Annotated in this window: 16 protein-coding genes; 12 read left to right on the forward strand and 4 right to left on the reverse strand. The window is 72.0% G+C overall.

Annotated features, from left to right (window positions below):
• Positions 1-39: 39 nt before the first annotated feature.
• Together ACH4S7_RS03820 and ACH4S7_RS03825 are read left to right on the forward strand one after the other, a co-directional pair.
• Positions 40-1,035 carry an alpha/beta hydrolase gene (locus ACH4S7_RS03820; RefSeq protein ID WP_398519437.1) on the forward strand — a complete coding sequence of 332 codons (996 nt, stop codon included), beginning with the start codon at positions 40-42 and terminating at the stop codon, positions 1,033-1,035.
• Positions 1,032-2,240 (forward strand): acyltransferase, encoded by a 1,209-nt coding sequence (locus tag ACH4S7_RS03825; RefSeq protein WP_398519438.1) that lies wholly within the window; start codon positions 1,032-1,034, stop codon positions 2,238-2,240. The genes ACH4S7_RS03820 and ACH4S7_RS03825 overlap by 4 nt, the downstream gene beginning before the upstream one ends.
• A gap of 88 nt (positions 2,241-2,328) precedes the next feature.
• Here the strand turns inward: ACH4S7_RS03825 and ACH4S7_RS03830 are convergent, their stop codons facing one another.
• Positions 2,329-3,348 (reverse strand): aldo/keto reductase, encoded by a 1,020-nt coding sequence (locus ACH4S7_RS03830; RefSeq protein WP_398519439.1) that lies wholly within the window; start codon positions 3,346-3,348, stop codon positions 2,329-2,331.
• Positions 3,348-3,794 carry a MerR family transcriptional regulator gene (locus ACH4S7_RS03835; protein WP_398519440.1) on the reverse strand — a complete coding sequence of 149 codons (447 nt, stop codon included), beginning with the start codon at positions 3,792-3,794 and terminating at the stop codon, positions 3,348-3,350. The genes ACH4S7_RS03830 and ACH4S7_RS03835 overlap by 1 nt, the downstream gene beginning before the upstream one ends.
• A 64-nt stretch (positions 3,795-3,858) precedes the next feature.
• Between ACH4S7_RS03835 and ACH4S7_RS03840 the strand changes: the two genes are divergently transcribed.
• On the forward strand, positions 3,859-4,362 hold the full coding sequence (locus ACH4S7_RS03840) for a GNAT family N-acetyltransferase (RefSeq protein WP_398519441.1): 504 nt from the start codon (positions 3,859-3,861) through the stop codon (positions 4,360-4,362).
• Positions 4,363-4,397: 35 nt separating this feature from the next.
• Positions 4,398-5,234, forward strand: a complete 837-nt coding sequence (locus tag ACH4S7_RS03845; RefSeq protein WP_398519442.1) for a serine hydrolase domain-containing protein — start codon at positions 4,398-4,400, stop codon at positions 5,232-5,234.
• Positions 5,235-5,300: 66 nt separating this feature from the next.
• Here the strand turns inward: ACH4S7_RS03845 and ACH4S7_RS03850 are convergent, their stop codons facing one another.
• On the reverse strand, positions 5,301-5,987 hold the full coding sequence (locus ACH4S7_RS03850; RefSeq protein WP_398519443.1) for a pirin family protein: 687 nt from the start codon (positions 5,985-5,987) through the stop codon (positions 5,301-5,303).
• Positions 5,988-6,080: 93 nt separating this feature from the next.
• Here ACH4S7_RS03850 and ACH4S7_RS03855 point away from each other — a divergent pair, with 93 nt between their 5' ends.
• From ACH4S7_RS03855 to fabF, 5 genes are all read left to right on the forward strand, one after another.
• Positions 6,081-7,265, forward strand: a complete 1,185-nt coding sequence (locus tag ACH4S7_RS03855; RefSeq protein ID WP_398519444.1) for a PucR family transcriptional regulator — start codon at positions 6,081-6,083, stop codon at positions 7,263-7,265.
• An 89-nt stretch (positions 7,266-7,354) separates the two neighbouring features.
• Positions 7,355-8,356, forward strand: a complete 1,002-nt coding sequence (locus ACH4S7_RS03860) for an ACP S-malonyltransferase (RefSeq protein WP_398520016.1) — start codon at positions 7,355-7,357, stop codon at positions 8,354-8,356.
• Between the two features lie 37 nt (positions 8,357-8,393).
• Positions 8,394-9,395, forward strand: coding sequence for a ketoacyl-ACP synthase III (locus tag ACH4S7_RS03865; protein WP_398519445.1), 1,002 nt, complete (start codon positions 8,394-8,396; stop codon positions 9,393-9,395).
• Between the two features lie 179 nt (positions 9,396-9,574).
• Positions 9,575-9,823 carry an acyl carrier protein gene (locus tag ACH4S7_RS03870; protein ID WP_398519446.1) on the forward strand — a complete coding sequence of 83 codons (249 nt, stop codon included), beginning with the start codon at positions 9,575-9,577 and terminating at the stop codon, positions 9,821-9,823.
• A gap of 86 nt (positions 9,824-9,909) precedes the next feature.
• Positions 9,910-11,172 (forward strand): beta-ketoacyl-ACP synthase II, encoded by a 1,263-nt coding sequence (gene fabF / locus ACH4S7_RS03875; RefSeq protein ID WP_398519447.1) that lies wholly within the window; start codon positions 9,910-9,912, stop codon positions 11,170-11,172.
• Positions 11,173-11,600: 428 nt separating this feature from the next.
• Here fabF and ACH4S7_RS03880 read toward each other — a convergent pair whose 3' ends face one another.
• Positions 11,601-12,095, reverse strand: a complete 495-nt coding sequence (locus ACH4S7_RS03880) for a DUF3145 domain-containing protein (protein ID WP_398519448.1) — start codon at positions 12,093-12,095, stop codon at positions 11,601-11,603.
• A 270-nt stretch (positions 12,096-12,365) separates the two neighbouring features.
• Between ACH4S7_RS03880 and ACH4S7_RS03885 the strand changes: the two genes are divergently transcribed.
• The 3 genes from ACH4S7_RS03885 to ACH4S7_RS03895 all read left to right on the forward strand — a co-directional run bounded on the left by ACH4S7_RS03885 (position 12,366) and on the right by ACH4S7_RS03895 (position 15,874).
• Positions 12,366-13,340, forward strand: a complete 975-nt coding sequence (locus tag ACH4S7_RS03885; RefSeq protein WP_398519449.1) for an SGNH/GDSL hydrolase family protein — start codon at positions 12,366-12,368, stop codon at positions 13,338-13,340.
• Between the two features lie 507 nt (positions 13,341-13,847).
• Positions 13,848-15,086: a pyroglutamyl peptidase gene (locus ACH4S7_RS03890; RefSeq protein ID WP_398519450.1), complete on the forward strand. Its 1,239-nt coding sequence runs from the start codon at positions 13,848-13,850 to the stop codon at positions 15,084-15,086.
• A 77-nt stretch (positions 15,087-15,163) separates the two neighbouring features.
• Positions 15,164-15,874, forward strand: coding sequence for a carbon-nitrogen hydrolase family protein (locus ACH4S7_RS03895; RefSeq protein ID WP_398519451.1), 711 nt, complete (start codon positions 15,164-15,166; stop codon positions 15,872-15,874).
• Positions 15,875-15,898 lie beyond the last annotated feature (24 nt).

Consider the following 15,898-nt stretch of genomic DNA (forward strand, 5'->3'; position numbering starts at 1 on the left):
AGGGGTCGTTATCAGAGGACTCTGGTCGCTCTCGCGTTCATGACCACGGTCGTGACCGGGACGGCGGGCTGGGCCTCCGGGAGCAGTCAGCGGGCGCTCACCGGGCCGCCGCCGGGGACCGCCGCGTGGAACGCGGACCGGTCCGTCGGGCGGGAGCTGCCCGACCCGGCGAGCGCCTCGCCCGCCGAGGTCGCCGCCTTCTTCGGGACCCTGAGCGGCCGGGAGAAGCAGGGGCTGGCCCGGCGGCACCCGCTGGTCGTCGGGAACCTCGACGGCGCCCCCGTGTCCCTGCGGTACCGCGCCAACGCGCAGGCGCTGCGCGGGACGGTGTTCGACCGGTTCGCCGGGGCCGGGCGGCAGATCCTCGCCTTCGATCCCCGGGGGCGCGGGCAGATCGCCGAGGTGTACGGGGATCTGGAGCGCGCCCGGAAACTGTCCGTGATCGTGCCCGGCGCGGACATCGACGCCGGGACGTTCGACCGGAAGAGCGACCGGTACGGCACCCCCACCGGCATGGCGACCTCGCTCCGCGCCGCCACCGGCGACCGTACGGCCGTCGTCGCCTGGGCCGGCTACACCACCCCCGTCGGCGTCGGACTGGACGCCGCGAGCGGTGATCTGGCCGAGGCCGGGGCCGTCCGGCTGACCCGTCTCACCCGGGGGCTCGCCGCCGTGGGGGCGCCGAAGCCGAGTCTGTTCTGCCACAGCTACGGCTCCGTGGTCTGTGGGCTCGCCGCCCGGCAGGTCAACGCGTCCGACATCGTCGTCCTCGGCTCCCCCGGCCTGCGCGCCGACTCCGCGGCCGGGCTGCGGACCGATGCCCGGCTCTGGGCCGCCAAGGACGCCACCGACTGGATCTCCAAGGTCCCGCACGTCCAACTCCTCGGTCTCGGTCACGGCGCCGACCCCGCCGAACCCGGCTTCGGGGCCCGCCGCGTACCCGCCGAACGCGCCAAGGGCCACACCGGCTACTTCGCCCCCGGCACCGACTCGCTCCAGACCTTCGCCACCATCGCCCAGGGAGAAGCCCGATGACACTCGCAGCGACGATCGAGAAGATCGAGGCGCGCACCCCGGCGCACCGCGACCGCGCCATCGACGGCCTCCGCGCGCTCGCCCTGCTCGCCGTGCCCACCGGACACTGGCTGCTCGGCGGCTTCACCCTCGGCGACGACGGCGCGCTCCGCAACGCCAGCCCGCTCTCCGCCTTCGGCTTCTTCGCGCCGATGAGCTGGGTGCTCCAGATGCTGGGCATCTTCTTCCTGGTCGGCGGGTACGCCTCCGTCCTCTCGTACCACCGCCGCCCCGGCTCCACCGGTCAGTGGCTGCGGCAGCGGGTGGCCCGGCTGGGCCGTCCCGTCCTCGGGGTCACCGCCGTCTGGGCCGTGCTGATCCCGGTGCTGTCCGCGCTGGGGGTACCCGGCACCACCCTGCGGACGGGGTCCACGCTGGTCATCCAGCCGCTGTGGTTCGTCGGGGTCTATACGGTGATCACCGCGCTCACCCCGTACTGCGTGCGCGCCGCCCGCCGGCTCGGTGTCTGGGCCGCCGCGCCGCTGCTCATCTCGGTCGCCGTGGTGGACGTGCTGCGCTACGGGCCGTACGCGGACGCCATGCCGTCCTGGCTGAGCATGGTGAACATCCTCCCCGGCTGGCTCTTCGCCTATCAGCTCGGGGTGAGCTGGGGCGAGGGCCGGATCACCAAGCGGCACGCCCGCGCGCTGCTCATCGGCGGTACGGCGCTGTTCGCGGTGCTGCTGCTCGCCTTCCACTACCCGGCGTCGATGGTCGGCGTGCCGGGCGAGGCCCGGACCAACTCGCACCCGCCGTCGCTGCTGGTGCTCGCCCTGGCCGCCGCGCAGAGCGGTGCCGCGATCCTGCTGCGGGACCGGATCGCCGCCCTGTTGGCCCGGCCCGCGCTGTGGGCGCCGGTCGTCATCATCAACCTGTCCGCGATGACGATCCTGTGCTGGCACCAGACGGCGATGCTCGCCGCCGCCGTCCCGGGGTCCTGGCTCGGCGCGGTTCCCGGTCTGACCGCATCGCCCGACACGCTCGGCTGGGTGGCGGCCCGGGTGGCGTGGCTGCCCGTCTTCGCCGTCCTCCTCGTCGTGATCGGGAAGTACGCCCGGGTCTTCGAGTCGCCGTGGGGGACCGGGACCCGCGCGGCGAAGGTCCGGCGCGCGGTGGCCGGGCTGCTGGCGGCGGGGTTCGCCGTCTTCGCCCTGGGCCTCGCGTGAGCGCGGTCCCCGAGGCCGGGAGCCCGATCCGCTCCGTGAGCGCCCCCGGGCCCGGGGGCCCTGGGGCCCACGCCCCCGGCCATCCGGTCTACTCGCGGGCCGTGCTGGTCAGGGACATGTCCTGGTACCGGTCCCCCGCCACCCGCGCCGCGATCGGCTCCAGCTCCACCAGCTCGTTGGCCGTCAGCCGCAGCCGGGTCGCCGCCGTGTTCTCCCGGACCCGGCTCGCCCTCCGGGTGCCGGGGATCGGCACCACCGCGAGCGGCGCGTGCACCTGGGCCCGCTGCTGGACCCAGGCCAGCGCGATCTGTCCCGGGGTCGCTCCGTGCGCATCGGCGATCCGGCGGACCGGCTCCAGCAGGGACGCGTTGGTCCGGGCGTTGTCGCCGGTGAAACGCGGCTGTGCGGAGCGGAAGTCGCCGGCCGGCAGTTCCTTGGCCGCGTCCGCGAACGCGCCGGTCAGAAAGCCGCGGCCGAGCGGCGAGTAGGGCACGAACCCCACCCCCAGCTCCTTGGCCGCGCCGACCGCGCTCTGCTCCACATCGCGGCTGAACAGTGACCACTCCGACTGGACCGCGGTGATCGGATGCACCGTGTGCGCCTCCCGCAGCTCCGCGCCGGTGACCTCGCTCAGCCCGAGATAGCGGACCTTGCCGGCCGTCACCAGCTCGGCCATCGCACCCACCGACTCGGCGAACGGCACATCCGCGTCCCGGCGGTGCATGTAGTAGAGGTCGATGACGTCGATGCCCAGCCGCCGCAGACTCGCCTCGACGGCCTGCCGGATGTACGCGGGGTCATTGCTCACGCCCCGGAAGTCCTCGTCCTCCGGGTCCCGTACCAGGGCGAACTTGGTGGCGATGGTGATCTCGTCGCGGTGCGCCGCGACGAAGGGCGCGAGGAACTCCTCATTCGCCCCGCGTCCGTACGCGTCCGCCGTGTCGAAGAGCGTCACCCCGGCCGCGAGCGCGGCCTCCAGGGTCTCCCGGGCCGACTGTTCGTCCGTGTCGCCGTAGAACTCGCTCATGCCCATACAGCCGAGGCCCTGCACTCCGACGACGGGCCCGGTGGTGCCGAGACGTACCTGTTCGATCGTGTTCTCACTCATCAACAGTCCTTCTCCGACGCCCGTAGGCCGCCCGAATAGAAGTCGATCTTGTGGTCGAGCACGGCGAGCGCGCCCTGAAGTTCGGCGATCCTGGCGCGTACGTCGACCCGGGTCTCCACCAGCAGATCCCGCCGCGCCCCGAAGGTGTGGTCACCCGCCCGGGCCAGCTCGGCGAAGCGGACCATATCGGCGACCGGCATCCCGGTCAGCCGCAGCTTGCCGACGAAGCCGAGCCACTCCAGGTCCCGATTGGTGAAACGCCGCTGCCCGGTGTGCGAGCGGTCGACGTGCGGCATCAGCCCGATGCGTTCGTACCAGCGCAGGGTGTGCGCGGAGAGCCCGGTGTGCGCGGCGACCTCGCTGATCGAGTAGCGGTCCTGGCCGTCCGCGCGGGGCAGTGAAAGGGGGACGGTCCGTACGGGGCTGCTGCTCTCGATCAGCGTCATACCTCCACGCTAAAACCTTGGAGTGCACTCCAAGCAAGTGGAAACACGACCTAGGGTCTCGCCCATGAGCCATGGACCCACCGATTCGTCGGCCTCACCCGCGCTCCCGCGCCGCGCCACCCCCGCCGACGCCGAGGAGCTGATCCGGCTGCGACAGGTCATGCTGGACTCATACCTCGGGGCCAACCCCGATATGAGCTGGCAGCCCGCCTCGATCACCAGCCTGCGGTCCCGGCTGGACGATCCGGACGGCACCCTGGCGGCTTATGTCGTGGACGCCGTGGACCGGCCCCGGGCCCTGGCGGCCTGCGCCATCGGGATCATCGACCACCGGCTGGGCAGCCCCGGCAATCCGGGCGGCCTCAACGGCTATGTCTTCAGCGTCGCCACCGACCCCGATATGCGGCGCCGTGGGTACTCCCGCGCCTGTATGGAGGGGCTGCTCGGGTGGTTCCGCGAGCGTGGCGTCGTCCATATCGATCTCCACGCGTCGAAGGAGGGCGGGCCGCTGTACGCCGCGCTCGGCTTCGTCGCGACCCCTGATCCCTCGATGCGGCTCACCCTCTAGCCGCTCATTTCCGGCCGCCGTCTAGGCTCGTACCCATGCAGAGCCTGGCGATGATCGAGAACTGGCCCGTACCGAACGCGGCGGCGGCCGTGGTCCGCGCGGACGGCACCGTGGCCGGCTCGCACGGCCCGGCCGACCGGCGGTTCCCGCTCGCCTCGGTGACCAAGCCGCTGGCGGCGTACGCGGCGCTCGTCGCCTACGAGGAGGGCGCGATCGAGCTGGACGAACCGGCCGGGCCCGAGGGGTCCACGGTCCGGCATCTCCTCGCGCACACCTCGGGGCTCGCCTTCGACGAGCGCCGGGCCGTCGCCGAACCGGGCACCCGCCGCACCTACTCCAACGCCGGGTTCGAAATCCTCGCCGAGCACATCGCGCACGCCACCGACATCCCCTTCGAGCAGTATCTGCGGCAGGGCGTGCTGGAGCCGCTGGGGATGACCGCGACCACGCTGGAGGGTCCGGGAGGTGCGGCGGGGTCCGCCGCCAAGGACGGGGTGTCGACCCTGGACGATCTGGTCCGGTTCGCCGCCGAGGTGCAGTCGCCCCGGCTGCTCGACCCGCGTACGGTCCTGGCCGCGATGACCGTGGTCCACCCCGGTCTGGACGGACTGCTGCCCGGCTACGGCCGGCAGCGGCCGAACGACTGGGGACTCGGCTTCGAGATCCGGGACGGCAAGTCGCCGCACTGGACCGGGAGTTCGTCCTCGCCGCGCACCTTCGGGCACTTCGGGCAGTCCGGCACGTTCCTGTGGATCGACCCGGACGCGGGCGCGGCGTGTGTCGCCCTCACGGACCGGGCGTTCGGCGAATGGGCCATCGCCGCCTGGCCGCCGTTCACCGACGCGGTGCTGGCCGAACTCCGCACCGCCTGACCGTCTGACCTCCGGGGCGCGGAGCGCGGTCCGCACCGAACGCCCGGCTCCGCACCACCCGGGGCGCTACCCGCCGGGGCGCGGCGCGGCCGGCATCTCCCAGATCAGCAGCTCCGCCGCCGCCCGGCCGGCCACCAGCTCCAGCCCCTCCAGCCCCTCAGTCCCGGTGATCCGCGCCGCGTCACCCGGCCCCAACTCAGTCCCGTCCAGCAGCACTTCACCCCGTACGACCTGGATGTGGACGGCCCCGGCTGCCGGCACCGCCGTACGCTCACCGGCCGCCGGCCGACGGATGTGGAGTATCGCCCCGGCCGCCGCCAGCGCGTACGGCGTCGCGTCCGCGATGCCCCGTACGACCTCGTAGACGGGATCCCCGCCGGGTGCCAGCGGCGCCAGCCACATCTGTACGAAGACGAGCGGGACGTCCCCGTCATTGCGCTCCACATGGCGGACCCCGGCCCCCGAGCCGAGGCGCTGCACATCGCCCGGGCGTACGACCGTGGCATGGCCGGCCGAGTCACGGTGGGTCAACTCGCCCTCGGTCACCCAGGTGACGATCTCCGTATGGCTGTGGGCGTGCTCCTCGAAGCCCGCGCCGGGCGCCAACCGCTCCTCGTTGCAGGCGATCAGCGCGCCGAAGCGGAGATTGTCCGGGTCGTAGTGGGGGCCGAAGGAGAAGGCGTGCAGGGTCTCGATGCCCGCTGCCGGATCGCCGCCCCGATAGCGGTCCGCCGAGCGCCGTACGTCAATCACACCCCCACCGTAGCCCTCGGCGGCGGCACGTCGTCGCAGGACAACGAACCCCGGCACTTAGTTACGCCGCCCCGATAAGGCAGTCTTGTCACCGTGCCCGAACCCGCCAAGAACGACGCCCATCCGCACTCTGCGACCCTGCGCCGCCTGGAGCAGTCCTCCGGCCGGCTCGCCGCCAACGCCATCGCGCGCATGGACGAGTCACTGCCCTGGTACCGGGCGATGCCCCCGGAGAACCGGTCGTGGATCGGTCTGGTCGCCCAGGCCGGTATCGCCGCGTTCACCGAGTGGTTCCGGCATCCGGAAGCCCCGCAGGCCATCTCCACCGATGTCTTCGGCACCGCTCCCCGCGAGCTGACCCGGGCGATCACACTGCGTCAGACCGTGGAGATGGTGCGGACCACCATCGAGGTCATGGAGACGGCGATCGACGAGGTCGCGGCCCCCGGCGACGAGTCGATCCTCCGCGAGGCCCTCCTCGTCTACGCGCGGGAGATCGCCTTCGCCACCGCCCAGGTGTACGCGCAGGCCGCCGAGGCCAGAGGCGCCTGGGACGCCCGGCTGGAGTCGCTGGTGGTGAACGCGGTCCTCTCCGGCGAGGCCGACGAGGGCGCCGTCTCGCGGGCCGCCGCCCTGGGCTGGAACTCCCCCGACCATGTCTCCGTCATCCTCGGCACCGCGCCGGACGGTGACAGCGAGCTGACCGTCGAGGCCATCCGGCGGGCCGCCCGGCACGCCAAGCTCCAGGTCCTCACCGGGGTGCTCGGGGACCGGCTCGTCGTCATCGCGGGCGGCAGCGACAATCCGCTCCAGGTCGCGAAGGCCCTGATCGGGCCGTACGCGGCGGGACCCGTCGTCGCCGGTCCCGTCGTCCCCGACCTGCTGGCCGCCACCAAATCCGCGCAGGCCGCGGCCGCCGGCCTCAAGGCGTGCGCCGCCTGGCAGGACGCCCCCCGGCCCGTACTCGCGGACGATCTCCTGCCGGAACGCGCCATCGCGGCGGATCCCGCCGCGCGCGACCAACTGGTGGAGGAGATCTACAGACCGCTCGAAGAGGCCGGATCGGCACTCCTGGAAACGCTCAGTGTGTATCTGGAACAGGCCAGTAGTCTCGAAGGCGCGGCGCGAATGTTGTTCGTTCACCCCAACACCGTGCGCTACCGGCTCCGACGTGTGACAGACGTCACCGGATGGTCGCCTTCGGACGTCCGCTCGGCCTTCACGCTACGGATCGCCCTCATCCTCGGACGCTTGGCCGCGCTGGATACACAGTCCTAGACTTTTGTGGGACACCAACAATTACCCCGGCGGTTCTTCGTCCCTGTCCCCACGGGCGTCCGGGACCGTACACAAGAGAGAGTGTGAGAGTGCTCGTACTCGTCGCTCCCGGCCAAGGCGCTCAGACGCCCGGCTTCCTGACCCCCTGGCTCGACCTCCCCGGCGCCGCCGACCGTGTCGCGGCCTGGTCCGAGGCCGTCGGCCTCGATCTCGCCCACTACGGCACCAAGGCCGACGCGGACGAGATCCGGGACACGGCCGTGGCCCAGCCGCTGCTGGTCGCCGCCGGTCTGCTCGCCGCGGCCGCGCTCGGTGAGGACACCGGGTCCGGGGCCGTGACGCTGGGTGAGCACATCGAGCCGGGCGCCGTCGCGGGACACAGCGTCGGCGAGATCACCGCCGCCGTCCTCGCGGGCGTCATCGGTGACACCGAGGCACTCCGGTTCGTCCGGAAGCGCGGTCTGGCGATGGCCGAGGCCGCCGCCGTCACCGAGACCGGGATGGCCGCCGTGCTCGGCGGCGACCCGGAGCTGGTCGTGCCCCATATCGAAGGACTCGGACTGACCGCCGCGAACGTCAACGGCGCGGGCCAGATCGTCGTCGCCGGCACCGCCGCCCAGCTCACGGAGTTCGCCGAGAACAAGCCGGAGGGCGTACGCCGGGTCGTCATGCTGAAGGTGGCGGGCGCGTTCCACACCCAGCACATGGCGCCGGCCGTCGCGGCCCTGGAGACCGCCGCCGCCGATCTCACGGTGGCCGACCCGACCCTCCCGTACGTCTCGAACCGGGACGGCGCGGTCGTCACCAGCGGCGCCGAGATCGTCACCCGGCTGGTCGGCCAGGTCGCCAATCCGGTCCGCTGGGACCTGTGCATGGAGACCTTCGCCGCCCGGGGCGTCACCGCGCTGATCGAGGTCGCCCCCGGCGGCACCCTCACCGGGCTCGCCAAGCGCGCGCTGCCCGGTGTGCGGACGTTGGCGCTGAAGACACCTGCCGACCTCGAAGGGGCTCGCGCCCTGATCGCGGAGCACCCGGCCGGTGGCCCGGCTGAGCAGTCGGCCGACCGCTCGTCCGAGCACCCGGCCGGCTGACGCAGCCCGACAAGCCCGACTAGGAGGGCCGTAAGAGATGGCGAAGATCAAGCCCGGCAAGGGGTCCCCGTACGCCGGCATCATGGGTGTCGGCGGGTACCGCCCGACCCGGGTCGTGCCGAACGACGTGATCCTGGAGACGATCGACTCGTCCGACGAATGGATCCGCTCCCGGTCGGGCATCGCCACGCGGCACTGGGCCTCCCCCGAGGAGACCGTGACTGCGATGTCCGTCGAGGCGGGCGGGAAGGCCATCGCCGACGCCGGCCTCACCCCGCGTGACATCGGTGCCGTCGTCGTCTCCACCGTCTCCCACTTCAAGCAGACGCCGGCCGTCGCGACCGAGATCGCCGACAAGATCGGTGCCGGCCGGCCGGCCGCGTTCGACATCTCGGCCGGTTGCGCGGGCTTCGGTTACGCACTGACCCTCGCCAAGGGCATGGTCGTGGACGGCTCCGCCGAATACGTCCTGGTCATCGGCGTCGAGCGGCTGAGCGACCTCACCGATCTGGAGGACCGCGCGACGGCCTTCATCTTCGGTGACGGTGCCGGCGCCGTCGTCGTCGGACCCGCCAACGAGCCCAAGATCGGCCCGACGGTATGGGGCTCGGAGGGCGACAAGTCCCACACGATCACCCAGACCGTGCCGTGGACCGACTACCGGGACGGCACCGTCGACCGGTTCCCGGCCATCACCCAGGAGGGCCAGGCGGTCTTCCGGTGGGCCGTGTTCGAGATGGCGAAGGTCGCCCAGCAGGCGCTGGACGCGGCCGGGATCAGCGCGGACGACCTGGACGTCTTCATCCCGCACCAGGCCAACATGCGGATCATCGACTCGATGGTGAAGACCCTGAAACTGCCGGAGCACGTGACGGTCGCCCGTGACGTGGAGACCACCGGCAACACCTCGGCCGCCTCGATCCCGCTCGCAATGGAGCGGCTCCTGGCGACCGGTCAGGCCAAGAGCGGCGACACCGCGCTCGTCATCGGCTTCGGGGCGGGTCTCGTCTACGCAGCCACTGTCGTTACCCTCCCCTAGGAAGTGTCGCCGGAAGAGATCGTCCGCCCCCGGGTGGGCGGAGCTCCGACGGCCCGACCCAGGCAACCGGATCTGCCCGGACCGGTTCCCCGACCGGCCCCCGGGACCCGGTTCCCAGGACTGGCAACCGGACCCTCCGGACGCCACACCCTCTGATAAAGAAATCGAAGGAGCGCCACATGGCCGCCACGCAGGAAGAGATCGTCGAGGGTCTCGCCGAGATCGTCAACGAGATCGCCGGTATCCCCACCGAGGACGTCCAGCTGGACAAGTCCTTCACCGACGACCTGGACGTCGACTCGCTGTCCATGGTCGAGGTCGTCGTCGCCGCCGAAGAGCGCTTCGACGTCAAGATCCCGGACGACGACGTCAAGAACCTGAAGACCGTCGGCGACGCCGCGGAGTACATCGCGAAGCACCAGAGCTGATCCGGCCCGGGTCCTCAGCGCTTGTCGCCACCCCACGGTGGCGTCGTGAAAATTCAGCACCCTCTACACGTGGAGAATGAATTCCTGTGAACTCGACCAATCGCACCGTGGTCGTCACCGGTATCGGCGCAACCACACCGTTGGGTGGCGACAGCGCATCGACCTGGGAGGGTCTGCTCGCCGGACGCTCCGGCGCGAAGCTCCTCGACGATGAGCGCTTCGCCGACCTCCCGGTCCGGATCGCCGCGCCCGCGGCGGTCGACCCGAGCGAGGTCCTGCCGCGTCCGCTGGCCCGCAAGCTGGACCGCTCGGCGCAGTTCGCGCTGATCGCGGCGCGAGAGGCATGGGCGGACGCGGGATACACCGCCCCGGCCGGCGAGGATCAGAAGATCGAGCCGGCCCGGCTCGGTGCGGTGATCGCATCGGGCATCGGGGGCGTCACGACGCTGCTGGACCAGTACGACGTACTGAAGGAGAAGGGCGCGCGGCGGGTCTCCCCGCACACCGTGCCCATGCTCATGCCGAACGGCCCGTCGGCCAATGTCGGCCTTGAGGTCAACGCCCAGGCCGGCGTGCACGCCATGGTCTCCGCCTGCGCGTCGGGCGCCGAGGCGATCGGCTACGCCGTGGAGATGATCCGCTCCGGCCGCGCCGATGTGGTCGTCGCCGGTGGCACCGAGGCCGCCATCCACCCGCTGCCGGTGGCCGCGTTCGCCAACATGATGGCGATGTCGAAGAACAACGACGAGCCGGAGAAGGCGTCCCGCCCGTACGACAAGGGCCGGGACGGCTTCGTGCTCGGCGAGGGCGCGGGCGTGGTCGTGCTGGAGTCCGCGGAGTTCGCGGCGAAGCGGGGCGCGCGGGTGTACTGCGAGGTGCTGGGTCAGGGGCTGTCCGCGGACAGCCACCACATCGCGCAGCCCGAGCCGGAGGGCCGGGGCATCGCGGCGGCCATGCGCCACCTGCTGGAGACCACCGACCTGAAGCCGTCGGAGATCGCCCACCTCAACGCGCACGCCACCTCGACGCCGCTCGGCGACGTGGCGGAGATCAAGGCGCTGCGCCTGGTGCTGGGCGACGACCTGGACCATGTCGCGGTGTCGGCGACGAAGTCGATGACGGGGCACCTGCTGGGTGGCGCGGGCGGAATCGAGACGGTCGCCACCGTGCTGGCGCTGTACCACCGCACGGCACCGCCGACGATCAACGTGGACGAGGTGGACGACGGCATCGACGCGGACATCGTGCGCGGGGAGCCGCGTGCGCTGCCGCAGGGCACGATCGCGGCGATCAACAACTCGTTCGGCTTCGGCGGCCACAACGTGGTGCTGGCGTTCCGTACGGTCTGACCGCGTCGACCTGACGGTACGTCTGGTTCGGCAGCGCTTCCGGCCGGCGAGGGGCACACCTGGCTGGCGGGATGCCTGACTGGCGGTGACGCCCGACTCGCTGACCGACCGACTGGCTGGCTGGCTGGCTGGCTGGCTGAACTCTCCTGAGGCCCGTGTCCCCGCTGGGGATGCGGGCCTCACGCCGTGTCAGGAGCGGCGCGGGGTTGGTCGGTTGGGGTACGGGGGCCGACTCAGCCGGGCGGTCGGGGGTGCGGGACGGCTGCCGAGGCGCGGGCCGCAGGTCCGAGGATCTCGCGGTACGGGGGGTGTCGGGGGTACGGGGCCTCGCGGTACGGGGGTGCCGGGGGTACGGGGGTCTCGCGGTGCGGCGCGGCGCGGTGTGGAGCCCGTAAACAGGTGCGCGCCACCGTCGGTGCGCGCCCCTGTCACACCACCTGATGCAACCAACGCACTGGTGCGCCCTCGCCGGCGTACCGGAACGGCTCCAATTCGTCGTCCCACGGCTTGCCCAACAGCTTCTCGACCTCGGCCGCCAGCTCCGTCTCGCCCTGCGCCGATCTCGCCAGCGCCGCCCGCAGCCGGTCCTCCGGGATCAGGATGTCACCGTGCATCCCCGTCACCGCATGGAAGATGCCCAGCTCAGGGGTGGCGCTATAGCGCTCGCCCTCCGCCGTCGCGCACGGCTCGGCCGTCACCTCGAAGCGCAGCAGGTGCCAGCCGCGCAGCGCGGATGCCAGCTTGGACGCCGTCCCCACCTGGCCCTGCCAGGAGAACTCCGCTCGCCAGGTGCCCGGTGAAGCGGGCTGCCTGACCCAGTCGAGCTGCACCCTTACTCCGAGCACACCCGCCACCGCCCACTCGACGTGGGGGCAGAGCGCGCTCGGTGCGGAGTGGACGTACAGAACGCCACGTGTCGTCACCGGGACCTCCAGTGTGGGACGAGGATCGTCTTCCCAGCGGCCTCAGTAAACATCATCGAAGGTTAATCTCCACAAAAGGGACAGTATGTGACGTGATGTAATTTACCGGAGTCGCCGGGGAGCCGATGGGCACGATGTCTCTGGGTCGACGGGGAAAAGCTACCGTGCGTAGGTGTCGATGGGGTGTCGTAATCTCGGTCGCGGGGGCCGTACGCACCAAGCTTTCACCCGGCAGGGCCCCAGGGGCAGGCGACACGGAGGGGAACGCGGATGCGCGCAAGGCGCCACAGCCACAGGACCACCCACTCGGACGGAGCCGGGGGCGGGACCACCACCTCACCACGCGCGCGGCGCCCAGGCCGGCGGGGGCGCGCCACCGCCGCCCTCGCGACCGCATTACTCCTTTCGGCGGGCGCCCTGACCGCTTGTGACTCGTCGTCGGACACCTCGGCCAACGGCTCGTCCGCCAAGAAGCGGGCCGCCAAGCCCGCCTGGGACCGCAGCCCGGCCTCCGTCGCCGCGGTGGGCGACTCCATCACCCGCGGTTTCGACGCCTGCGTCGTGCTCTCCGACTGCCCCGAGGTCTCCTGGGCCACCGGCAGCGATGAGAAGGTCCGCAGCCTGGCGCTCCGGCTGATCGGCGAGGCCGATGTGCTGGCGGACCGCTCCTGGAACTACGCCCGCACCGGCGCCGAGGTCGCGGACCTGCGCAAGCAGATGGTCAAGGCCGCCGCAAAGAAGCCCGAGCTGGTGACGGTGATGGTGGGCGCCAATGACGCCTGCGCCGATTCGACCGACCGGATGACCCCGGTGGACGACTTCCGGACTTCGTTCGAGGCGGCGGTGGCCGAACTACGGCGGACGGCTCCGAAGACACAGGTCTATGTCTCCAGCGTGCCGGATCTGAAGCGGCTCTGGTCCGTCGGCAAGGAGAACCCGCTCGGCCGGGCGGTCTGGAAGCTGGGCATCTGCGCCACGATGCTGGGCGATTCCGAGGACACGAGCGCCAAGGCCGACCAGCGGCGGGCGGCGGTGCTGGACCGCGTCGTCGCGTACAACGGCATCCTCAAGGACGTCTGCGCCAAGGACTCCCGCTGCCGGTACGACGGCGGCGCGGTCTTCGACTACCGCTTCGACGGCGAACTGCTGAGCAAGTGGGACTGGTTCCACCCCAGCAAGGACGGACAGGGCGCACTCGCGGAGATCGCCTACCGGAACATCACCTCGGAGGACCCGCCCGCCTGAACCGCAGGGGCGCACGGGTGCCGAAAGGGAGGCCCTGGCGCACCCTCCGGCGAGTGAGCCGAAGGGGCGCGCGGGGGTCGAAAGGGAGAACGCGCGGAGGTCCCGAGGTACGAGGGATCGAGCACGATCGACCGTCGACGCACGCTCACAGCGCCCCGGAGGCGAACCGAGCCCGCCAAAGGAGACCGGCGCCGAAAGGGCTGGCCCGGGTGTCCCTGGCGGGTGAGCCGAGGCCCGCGTCGGGGAGGCCCTGACACCCTCTCCGGCGAGTGAGCCGAAGGGGCGCGCGGGTGCCGAAAGGGAGAACGCGCGCAGGTCCCGAGGAACGAGGGATCGAGCACGATCGACCGTCGGCGCACGCTTAAAGCGCCCCGGAGGCGAACCGAGCCCCAAAAAGACCACCACCCGATCGGGGCAGTCGTCACATCCGGGTGACCATCCGGTCGGGGTAGCCAGGGACACGATCATGCGGTGATACTTCCGCCACCCCTGACGGAAGGATTGCCCGTGTCCCCGATACGTGCCCGTGCGACGGTCGTCGGTACCGCGTTCGCCGCAGCCCTCACGCTCGCCGCCCCGGTACCGGCCGCCGCCGCCCCGGTACCGGCCGCTCCGGTCACCGTGGAGGAGGCGCGGCTCGACCGGGCCGTGCCCCAGGAGATCCTGCGGCGCTCCGGATTCGACGGTGTGGCCCCCCGGTTCGCGGAAGCGCTGGCCGGGGCGGGGAGCCACCGGGAGGCGGAGCGGGCCGTGGCCCGGCACGCCGCCGCGCTCTGGGAGCGGGCGGTGGACCGGGCCCAGGGCCGCGGCCCCGCGTGCGGCGACCTCAGCCGGGACGACGACCGGCCGCTGTACTGGGCGCGGCTCGGCATGACCCGCGAACTCAGCCGCTGGGAGCCGGAGTTCACACTCGGCGCCGACCAGCGCGCACGGCTGCTGGACCGTCTTGAGCGTGCCTCGCGCGGCCAGGACTCGCTGCGCCTCCCGGCCGGGAAGAAGGTCAAGCGGATCCTGATGACCGGCTTCGACCCCTTCACGCTGGACCTCGACATCCGCCGCAGCAACCCGTCCGGCGCTACGGCGCTGGCGCTGGACGGCACCTGGATCCGTACGGCCGACGGACCGGCCCGGATCGAGACGGCGGTCTTCCCCGTCCGCTGGCAGGACTTCGCGGACGGCACGGTCGAGCGGACGCTGCGCGCGCAGTTGCCGAAGGCTGATGTCTTCACCACGGTCAGCCAGGGCCGGGTGGGCCGGATCGACATCGAGCGGACCAACGGGGCCTGGCGCGGTGGCTACCCGGACAACGCCAATGTCTCCCGCACCGAGACCGTGCCGGTGCGGGACCCGGCGTCGCAGCCGCAGTGGACGACGACGACCCTCCCGTACGCGGCGATCACGGCGGCGACCACCGGGCGCTTCCCGGTGTACGACAACACCTCGGTGACGGAGATCCCGGCCGGTGGCACGGCCCCGGTGAACCGGCCCGGGGGTCCGACGCCCGGCTCGACGGCCCGCGCGGGCGGCGGCGGTGACTACCTGTCGAACGAGATCGCGTACCGGGCGACGCTGCTCCGGGACCGGCTGGGCCTGACGACCCCCGGCGGGCATGTGCACACCCCGGTGCTCCAGTTCGGGCCGGGCAACACGACGGAGGTCACGGACCCGGAGTTCGTACGGAACCGGCTGGACATCGTCGCGCAGGTACGGGAGATCATCCGGGTGTCGGCGGAGAACACGGACTGAATCGTCCTCGCACGGCCTCCGCCTGGGGGGGTGGCCCTGCCGTCCGACGGGGGCGGCGGGGCCGCGATGATGTCGGCATGAAGATCGCATCAGCGCAGTTCACGCCGGTCCCCGGCGATGTCGGGGCCAATGTCGGGGCCGTCCGGGACCTGATCCACCGGGCGGCCGGGGCGGGTGTGCGGGTCGTCCTCTTCGCCGAGCTGGCCCTGACCGGGTACGGCATGGACCTGGTCGCCCAACGGCCCGACCTCTGGCTGACCGAGGACGATCCGCGGCTCGAACCGGTACGGGAGGCGTGCCGGGAGACCGCCACCGCCGCCGTGGTCAACGCCGCCGTGCGCGGGGCTGCCGGCCGGCCGGGGATCGCCTCGCTCGTCATCGGCCCCGACGGCACACTGCTCACCCGCTACGACAAGCGGTATCTGCACGGCGTGGAGCTGGAGGTCTTCGCGGCGGGCGAGGAGGACGGCCGGTTCACGCTCGACGGCGTCCGCTTCGCGCTGACCGTCTGCTACGACAACCGCTTCCCGGAACTCGCCGAACGGGCCCGCGCGGACGGCTGCCGGGCTTATCTGGCCAGCTCGGTACTGGAGGAGGGCAATGACTCCTTCGAGGCGGTCTACCCGGTGAGGGCCCGGGAGAACGGGCTGTACGTCGCCGTCGCCAACCTGGTCGGCCCCAGCGACATCGGGCCCTGCGCCGGAGGCAGCGCGGTATGGGGACCCGACGGCACCCGGCTCGCCATGGCGGGGACGACGAGCCCCGGCCTCGCGGTCGCGGAGGTGTGACCGCGCCGGGGGCCGGGGACCCGG

Origin of the sequence: Streptomyces sp. NPDC020965 (assembly GCF_044333555.1) — a bacterium.
Lineage (GTDB): Bacteria > Actinomycetota > Actinomycetes > Streptomycetales > Streptomycetaceae > Streptomyces.